The sequence below is a fragment of the Alcanivorax sp. HI0044 genome, assembly GCF_001634945.1.
The window spans coordinates 1-1,717 of sequence record NZ_LWEZ01000295.1 but is presented as its reverse complement, the minus strand read 5'-3'; the positions used below and the strand labels follow the sequence as shown (position 1 = coordinate 1,717).

Genomic DNA, 1,717 nt, shown 5'->3' with positions numbered 1-1,717 from the left:
CCTTGCGCAGGTTGGTAAAGAAGCGCTCGGAGACGGCAAATTCGATATCAATGTTCTTGTCGCCCTGCAGGTAGAGAATCGGCTGCTTGGCCTGCACGAACTGGTAGTTCTCCACTTCGGTACGGGCCACCGTGCCACCGTAAGGGGCTTTCAGGCGCGTGTAGTTCACATTGTCGCGGGCCAGGCTCAAGGCGGCCTGGGCCTGGCGCCGCTTGGCCTGGATCTCATCAAACTGGGCTTCGGAAATCACCCCACGGTCACGCAGGCTGATACCACGCTGATACTGGCTCTCGGCCAGATCATACTGGGCCTGGCGGTCGGCCAGCTGATTGTTGAAATCCGCTGGGTCCAACGCCGCCAGCAACTGCCCTTTCTTCACCTGTTCCCCGGCCCGCACCGGGAAACGCTCCATCTGGCCGGACACCCGAAAAGCCAGCTCGGACCCTTCCGTGGCGACCACCTTGCCCGGGTAGTGGCGCAACGTGCCGTCGCCACCATTCACGGTTTGCAACTTCACCGGTTGCGGCATCGGGGCCTCCGCCTGCGGTTCCTCACCACAGCCCCACAGGGCCAGCGTCAGGCCAAGGGCCATCCAAAAACGTTTCATCGTGTTCTCCCCGATCTAAACGGTACTTGTTAGTACCAATTGTCGCACAGGTACGGCCGTATCAGGTGCAGCTTTTTCACCAACTGCAGAATTTTGACCTTATCAGACGAGGGCTCAGGGAGCCGCCCTTGCCAGGAAAAGATCCAGCACAAAAAAGGGCCGACGAATGTCGGCCCGGGTCATGGGTTAAGAAAATGCGTGCGCCGAGGCGCGATCAGCCCAGATGGGCAGACAACATCCAGGCAGACTTTTCGTGAATTTCAATACGATCACTGGCCACCGCACCAGAGCCTTCATCTTCATGCTCGCCCGCCAGCTTCAATACCCGGTTGGCACGCTCCGCCACCCGACGGTGGTCTTCTGCCAGCTCCTTGATCATGCCGGACGCATCCGGGTCGCCGGTGGCGTCCTGCACCGTGGAGAGCTTGGCAAACTCGGCATAGCTGCCCGGCGCCTTCCAGCCCAGCGCGCGGATACGCTCGGCAATGGTGTCCACCGCCTCCGCCAGCTCGATGTATTGCTGCTCGAACAGCAGATGCAGACTGTGGAACATGGGGCCGGTCACATTCCAGTGATACTTGTGCGTCTTGAGATAGAGGGTGTAACTCTCGGCCAATAGCTTGCTCAGTTCTTCAGCGACCTGCTTGTTGTGTTCAATCATGGAGTGCCTCCTTTTCCAGTATTGTCCTTGCCAGCAGAGCCAAGGGCGCTCCCGTTGATTGCCGGGAAACGTACTCCCTAACACCATTGGGTTCGCCAAGCGCATTTCAATGGCGACGCCCTTTCGGCCCTCTCTTCTTGTTGCTACAACGCTTGTTTCTACATAATCAGACGCGGTACCGCCACAGACGTTCCTGGACTGGCAAGGCATTTGCGTTATCGCGCACATAGGAAAAATCAATCTGCCGATCTGTCCGATTTGGCGCTTTACACCCGGGTCGACGTCTCGGCATGATGCAACCTCATCCGTTAACCGAAAGTAGACCGCCAATGGCTGTAGCCCCCAATCCGGAACCTCCTTATTCGATTCTGGAAGCGTGGTTGAATGGCCTGACTCATGGCATTGGCGCGGCCATGAGCATCGCCGGCACGGTAATCCTGGTGGTGTCG

The 1,717-nt window shown here is 58.4% G+C and carries 2 protein-coding genes; both read right to left on the bottom strand.

The annotated features are described in order from the left end of the window. On the bottom strand, positions 1–607 hold a 607-nt coding region (locus A3730_RS03615), incomplete at its 3' end, for an efflux RND transporter periplasmic adaptor subunit (RefSeq protein WP_156500860.1). Positions 608–821: 214 nt separating this feature from the next. After that, positions 822–1,268: a Dps family protein gene (locus A3730_RS03610; protein WP_063519068.1), complete on the bottom strand. Its 447-nt coding sequence runs from the start codon at positions 1,266–1,268 to the stop codon at positions 822–824. Positions 1,269–1,717 lie beyond the last annotated feature (449 nt).